The sequence below is a fragment of the Novosphingobium sp. genome, from assembly GCF_040079535.1.
Classification (GTDB): Bacteria; Pseudomonadota; Alphaproteobacteria; order Sphingomonadales; family Sphingomonadaceae; genus Novosphingobium.
Genome location: NZ_JBEBKB010000068.1, coordinates 1 through 6,284 on the forward strand (window position 1 = coordinate 1; position 6,284 = coordinate 6,284).

The 6,284-nt window shown below is 61.3% G+C and carries 8 protein-coding genes; 1 reads left to right on the forward strand and 7 read right to left on the reverse strand.

The window, feature by feature from the left end; translation table 11 throughout:
* Positions 1-13: 13 nt before the first annotated feature.
* From ABL914_RS13495 to ABL914_RS13525, 7 genes are all read right to left on the reverse strand, one after another.
* Positions 14-328: a GIY-YIG nuclease family protein gene (locus ABL914_RS13495; protein ID WP_391563708.1), complete on the reverse strand. Its 315-nt coding sequence runs from the start codon at positions 326-328 to the stop codon at positions 14-16.
* 149 nt (positions 329-477) lie between these two features.
* Positions 478-1,146 carry a DUF1287 domain-containing protein gene (locus ABL914_RS13500; protein ID WP_391563709.1) on the reverse strand — a complete coding sequence of 223 codons (669 nt, stop codon included), beginning with the start codon at positions 1,144-1,146 and terminating at the stop codon, positions 478-480.
* Positions 1,098-3,347, reverse strand: coding sequence for a DPP IV N-terminal domain-containing protein (locus ABL914_RS13505; RefSeq protein WP_391563710.1), 2,250 nt, complete (start codon positions 3,345-3,347; stop codon positions 1,098-1,100). Before ABL914_RS13505 ends, ABL914_RS13500 begins: the two co-directional genes overlap by 49 nt.
* An 85-nt stretch (positions 3,348-3,432) precedes the next feature.
* Positions 3,433-3,804: a 50S ribosomal protein L19 gene (gene rplS, locus ABL914_RS13510; RefSeq protein WP_391563711.1), complete on the reverse strand. Its 372-nt coding sequence runs from the start codon at positions 3,802-3,804 to the stop codon at positions 3,433-3,435.
* Positions 3,805-3,809: 5 nt separating this feature from the next.
* Positions 3,810-4,547, reverse strand: coding sequence for a tRNA (guanosine(37)-N1)-methyltransferase TrmD (gene trmD, locus ABL914_RS13515; RefSeq protein ID WP_391563712.1), 738 nt, complete (start codon positions 4,545-4,547; stop codon positions 3,810-3,812).
* Positions 4,548-4,922 (reverse strand): type II toxin-antitoxin system VapC family toxin, encoded by a 375-nt coding sequence (locus tag ABL914_RS13520; RefSeq protein WP_391563713.1) that lies wholly within the window; start codon positions 4,920-4,922, stop codon positions 4,548-4,550.
* Positions 4,919-5,329, reverse strand: coding sequence for a hypothetical protein (locus tag ABL914_RS13525; protein WP_391563714.1), 411 nt, complete (start codon positions 5,327-5,329; stop codon positions 4,919-4,921). Before ABL914_RS13525 ends, ABL914_RS13520 begins: the two co-directional genes overlap by 4 nt.
* Positions 5,330-5,365: 36 nt before the next feature.
* Here ABL914_RS13525 and ABL914_RS13530 point away from each other — a divergent pair, with 36 nt between their 5' ends.
* Positions 5,366-6,187 carry an N-acetylmuramoyl-L-alanine amidase gene (locus ABL914_RS13530; protein ID WP_391563715.1) on the forward strand — a complete coding sequence of 274 codons (822 nt, stop codon included), beginning with the start codon at positions 5,366-5,368 and terminating at the stop codon, positions 6,185-6,187.
* Positions 6,188-6,284 lie beyond the last annotated feature (97 nt).

A 6,284-nucleotide genomic window follows, 5' to 3' on the forward strand; every position in this document is an offset into this window, starting at 1 on the left:
GGAAAGAACCGAGTCAGGCTAGCGGTTCAAATCCAAAATCCTCCGCCAGATCACGCCAGCGCGGGTTGGCTTGCTCGATCAGGTTCAACTTCCAGGCCCGGTTCCACTTCTTGATCCGCTTTTCGCGGGTAATCGCATGTTCCATGGTCGAGTGTTGCTCGAACCAAACCAACTGTTTGACGCCATGCTCCTTGGTGAAGCCACCAAAGGTTCCTTCCCGGTGCTGGTGGATACGGCCCAGGAGGTCGGAGGTAACGCCGGTGTAGACTGTGCCGTTGCGCTGGGAGGCGAGGATATAGACGCAGGGCTGAAACTCAGAATGGACCACTCACCTTCCTCCTTCTTCGTCATCCCCGCGCAGGCGGGGATCCAGGGTTGGCCCGCTCTGGGTCCCCGCCTGCGCGGGGATGACGAGGGCGCGGGATGACGAGGGCGCGGGGATGACGAGGGCGCGGGATGACCACGAATGCACCTATCTCAAACCCGCCAGCGAAAGCGCCCGGTCAGCCGGTAATCGAACAGCCGGTCCTCCTCTCGGGTGCCGCCGCCGATGTTGTGGATCACCAACGGGTTGCCGTTCGCGGCGATCCGGTCTGAAATAATTCCCGTGTGCGGCAGGCGATCATCGATCAGCATGGTGAACAGATCGCCCGGCTTCCAACCTTCCGGCTCGGTCGGAATCGGCAGGCGGGCACGGGCTCTGGTCCAGAACGTTTCGAGATTGGGCACCCGGCGATGATCGATATTGCGATCGGGCCGGGCCAGCCCCCAGCGCTTGGGGTAGAGCCGGAAATTGGCAGCCATATCCTGATGCAGTTCGCGTTGCAGATCGATGGCGAAGGCATCGCGGTAGGCCCGCACCACCACATCGGTGCAGACCCCCCTGGATCGCGGCACATCCCCGCCCGGATAGGCTAGCGCGGTATAGGCCGGATCATAGGCCAGGGTAATGCCGATCTGTTTTCGGGCTGCTGCAATCAATTGGCGCGCGCGTGGTGATACCAAGCCAGCAGGCGCCTGTGCGGCCGCCTGTTCACGGCAGCCCACCACCAGCGCAGCCACGCCGCCCACCAGCGCCGCCCGGCGGCCAAGCGTGACTAATTTGCCGGCATGTTCCGATCGAGGAATGCGAAGATCGAGTTCCACAGGTGTACTCCCACTTTGGGCCCGCCTACCCGGTGGGTATAGCCGGGATACAGCATCATTTCGAACGGGACCGCCTCTGCCTGCAAGCGTGAGATCAGCATGGAGCTGTTTTCGAACACCACGTTATCATCAGCCATGCCGTGGATGATGAACAAGGGATCCTTGATCCTGCCTGAATTGGCCAGCGCATTGGAACTGGCATAGACCTGCGGCACCAACCGCGGATCGCCCAGATAGCGTTCGGTATAATGGGTATCGTAAAGCTCCCATCTGGTAACCGGTGCACCGGCAATTCCCGCCGCATAGAGCCCCGGATCAGCCTGCAGCATCTTGATCGTCATATAACCGCCATAGGACCAGCCATAGGTCGCGATCCGTTTCCCATCGACATAGGGCAGCCCTTTGAGGAACAGCGCCCCGGCCTTTTGATCCTCCACCTCAACCCCGCCCATCGCCCGGTACAGCGCAGAGCCGAACTTGACCCCGCGGTTCTCACTTCCGCGATTGTCGATCTGGAAATAGATAAAGCCGCGCGCGACAATCGCCTGTTCCAGCGGGCTGGCCCAGCTGCGCTTGACCACTTGCGCGGTCGGCCCGCCATAGTGATCGAAGAACACGGGATAGCGCTTTCCCGGCTCCATCCTGGGCGTGGTCATCTTCCAGTGCAAAGCAGTGCCATCGGCGGCCTTAATCGTCCCATACTGCGGCGCGTGATGGCTGGTGATATGCGGGCCATAGGGATGCGCCGGGCCAATCCGGTTTTCCTCAACCCAGCTCAGCCGCTTGCCCTGGCCATCGGCAATATAGACCTGCGACGGCTGGGTGGGTGATGATCGGGTTATCAGCAGCGTCTGGCCCGCCTTGTCCATCGCGGCCGTGTGATAATAGCCCGGCTCAGACAGCAGTTTGGCCTTATCGGGTTTGGCCAGATCAAGCGCATAGACTTGCGGTGCCAGAACATCGTCCTTGTTGGCGGTGAAATAGACCCGGCCCAGTTTCTGGTCCACTCCGGCCAGTTCGGTGACTACCCAATCACCCTTGGTCAATTGCCGCCAGGTGCCGTTTTTGAAGTGATAGAGGTGGCCAAAGCCATCGCGTTCCGACCACCAGATCAAACTGCCATCCCGAAGAAAGCGGTAATTATCAGACAGGTTGATCCAGCTTTTATCGGCCGCCCGTTCGGTGAACAATACCTGCGATTTGCCCGTGGCCGGATCGACCCGCAGCATATCCAGCACAGTTTGCGCGCGGTTCTGGCGCTGGACATAAAGCACCTTGCCATCGGGCGCCCAATCGATCCGGGCAAGATAGATGTCCTTTTCCGGCCCCAGATCTACCGGCACGCGCGCGCTGCCATCGGGGTTCATGATGAACAGCGAAACATCGGAATTGGCAGTGCCCGCGGCTGGATAGCGCTGCTGAAAGGTCTGCGTTGCTTCTGCCCCGATTGCGGTGCGGGTAACGATCCCTACCCCGGCATCATCAAAGCGCTGCACCGCGATGCGGGCTTCATCGGGCGCCCACCAATAGCCGCCGATCCGCCCCATTTCTTCCTGTGCGACAAATTCAGCCTCGCCCCAATGGATGGTATCCGCCGGTTCCATGGGCGTAACGGGCATGACATCGGCCCCGGCCTTGCCCACCCACAGGCGTCGATCGCGCACGAAAGACACGTACTGCCCCTTGGGGCTTAGCGCCGGGTTGAGCAGATCACCGCCGACCCCGCCCAGCTTCTCGCTGCGGCCGTCCAGGTGGACCAGAAACAGCTCGCCATCCAATGGCACCAGAACGGCTGCGCTGTCTTCGCGCCAGTAATAGCTGACCACGCCCTTCAGATCGCCGATCCGCTGGCGTTCGCGCTGCATCTTTTCGGCTTCGCTAAGCTCGCGGCCGCTGGAAAGCGCGGTGGAATCGAGCAGCATCCGCCACTTGCCGGCCTTGCGATCGAACCCCCACAGGTCATAGCGTTCCCGATCATCGGGGCGGCTTTTCAGCACCGTCAGCCAGCGGCCATCGGGCGAAAGTTTTACCCCGCGCGGCACCGGACCAGACAGGCTGGGGCTAGCGAAGACGCGTTCGAACGAAAGGACTGGCGCGCGCGGCCGCGCGGCGCTCACCGTCTCACTCCCGGCTGGCACGGCACTCACGGCAAGCAGAGCAGCAGCGGCGGATAACGCAGCTGATAACAAGGCAAATCGCATGGCAAGGCTCTACCCCCCAAAGGAAAAGGCGCCCCGGCTGGTGCCGGGACGCCTTCCTAATCCGGTTTTACCCGTGCTGGCTAGCTCAGCTTTCGCCCGGCCGCGGATCGCGACGTTCGGCGATGCGAGCGCGCTTGCCGGTGCGGCCGCGCAGGTAATAAAGCTTGGCCCGCCGCACCACGCCCTTGCGGACAACGGTGATCGATTCGATGTTGGGCGAATAGATCGGGAACACACGTTCCACTCCTTCGCCAAAGCTCATCTTGCGGACGGTGAAATTGCTGGAAATGCCCTTGTTCGCACGCGCGATGCAGACGCCTTCATAGGCCTGAACGCGGGTCCGTTCGCCTTCGACCACGCGCACGCCAACGCGCACGGTGTCACCAGGACGAAAGGTCGGGATGGTCTTTGCGGCCTTGGCAATTTCCTCGGCCTCGATTTGTTGAATGAGGTTCATAACCCTCAGTCCTTTTTCTTCGCCTGCTCGCCAGAGGCAGACTGGACCCGAGCGTCACAATGACGCTCCCAAAGGTCCGGCCTGCGTAACCGTGTATCGACCTCAGAGCGTGACTTGCGCCAGCCTTCGATCTTCGCATGATCCCCCGATCGCAGCACTTCAGGGATCGTGCGCCCTTCCCACATTGCGGGCCGGGTAAAGTGGGGATATTCCAAAAGGCCGTTCTCAAACGACTCCTCAGCCCCACTTGAAGCCGCGCCCATTACGCCGGGAAGCAGCCGAATGCAAGCATCAAGCAGCATCAGCGCGGCAGGCTCTCCGCCCGACAGGACAATGTCGCCGACCGATACCTCTTCCACGCCGCGGCCTTCGAAAATCCGTTCGTCAAATCCCTCAAACCGGCCGCACAGCACGATCACGCCTGGGCCCGCCGCCAGTTCACGCACGCGGGCCTGCGTAAGCGGCTTCCCGCGCGGGGTCATGGCCAGGACTGGAGCATCGGGATTGGCCGCGCGGGCATAGTCAACCGCCGCCGCCAGCACATCAACCCGCAGCACCATCCCCGCACCGCCGCCTGCGGGCGTATCATCAACGGTCTTGTGCTTATCGGCCGCGAAATCGCGGATCTGGACAGCCTCGAGGCTCCACTTGCCCTCAGACTGCGCGCGGCCCGCCAGGCTGATGCCAAGCGGCCCGGGGAACATCTCGGGATATAAGGTGAGGACGGTGGCGTGGAAGGACATTCAAATGGTCCAGTTTTCAACCTTGAGGCCCGGCACATCAGCGAAGTCTTTTGTGTTATCCGTCACCACCGTCAGCCCCAATGCCAAGGCGTGAGCCGCAATCAATCGATCATAGCTTGCCCGCTTGAAAGGTAGGCCGGCGTATGCGCGAGCTGCAGCAATATTGAAATCGAGTACCTGAACTTCGTCCATGAACGCTTCGAGTTGAGCAATTGGCGGCGGCTTTTCGTTGGCCGAACCGTAGAGCACCTCAGCAATAGCAATGGTCGAAGTGACAATGTCCCCGACGGCGCATTGCGAGGCACGCGCACGCAATGCAGCGCCCTGCCCCATCGTCAATTTGATGATGGCGGATGAATCGAGCAGGTATTTCACTTCGGTGTCGACGCCTCGCCGTTGCCCCAATCCAACTTCCGCTCTTCAAACCAGCGATCATCCGAATCAATGGGCTTAAGGCTGGTGGCACTACCCCAAACCTTGTCGATGTTGAATTTTCGCTTGGCGGGTTCAGCCCGGCGCAATTCCATAGCACCACTGGGTAACATAGTGACCTCCAGTTCCATCCCAGCCTCCAGACCCAGCCCCTTTGGCATCCGCACAGCCAGCGAATTGCCTGATTTGAATACCTTGACCCGGCGCGGTGCGCCAAGGCCCTTGCCCGCATTCGTTGTGCCGGTAAGATCGAAATGCCGCGGCATTTCGCGCAGCAGATTTTGATCGGGTTTGTTCATGGCAGTCTCCGTATATACATTCCGTATATACAAACAGACGGAGTGGGTCAATTGCGAAAACTAACCATTGCCTCCATTTCCGCAGCATTGGCCCTCGCCGCACCCGCCCGTTCAGAAATCATTGGCGGCTGCCGGTTTGATCGCGATACGCTGACTTTTGCGGGCACTGCGCTGGAACAGGCCACATGCCTGATGCGCAAGGTGGGGCTGCTGGGCGAAAAGGAAGACCAGCCGCTGCCACCAATGATCGCCTGGCTGATGACCGATGCCCCGCTGCCCACTGCCGCCCAAAAAGCCGCCGCAATCGCTGCGTTCCCTGAACCCTACCGGACCTTCGCCACCGAACACGCCAATGCACCCGTCAGCCAGACCGAGGCCGGGCTGCCACTGCTGTATTTCGTGATCCACGATACCAGCACGCCGTTCTATGGCGACGAACCTTTCCCGAAGAACCTCGATACAGACCGCAGGACTAACGATTTTGCCCCCTATATGGACGGCACTTTTGCCGCCGAACCCGTCGCGCACATCTTCCTGTCGCGCTTTGGCCAGATCTGGGCCGGGCATGATTTTGCTGAAGGCTGGCGCGCGACCAAGCTGGAAAGCCGGGTGATTGGCGCGCCCGCGCGCGGGCGGTTTATCCATATCGAAACCGTCCAGCCGCGGCGCTTTATCGAAGGCTTTGATGATCGCGGGCATACCCAGGGGCCTGCTCAGGGCTTTTCAGATGCGCAATACCGCCAGCTGGCCGCGCTCTATATCTACGCCAGCGCGCGCGCCGGGCGCTGGTTGATCCCGGCCCAGCACGCCACAGTGGACGATCTGATCCCCGACGCGCACGACGATCCGCAGAATTTTGAGCTTGGCAAGTTCGCAGCCGCGCTGGAGGGCCTGCTGAAAGCGGCCTAACCCCCGCACCCGCCGCAGCCACCGCCGCAGCCCCCGCCGCCGCATCCGCCGTCACCATCGCTGCTTGTGCTGCCGCCATCGCCGCTATCTTCGGCAC

Coding starts and splice junctions, on each gene's coding strand:
- ABL914_RS13505 (WP_391563710.1), bottom strand. CDS start 3,347: ATGCGATTTGCCTTGTTATCAGCTGCGTTATCCGCCGCTGCTGCTCTG.
- rplS (WP_391563711.1), bottom strand. CDS start 3,804: ATGAACCTCATTCAACAAATCGAGGCCGAGGAAATTGCCAAGGCCGCA.
- trmD (WP_391563712.1), bottom strand. CDS start 4,547: ATGTCCTTCCACGCCACCGTCCTCACCTTATATCCCGAGATGTTCCCC.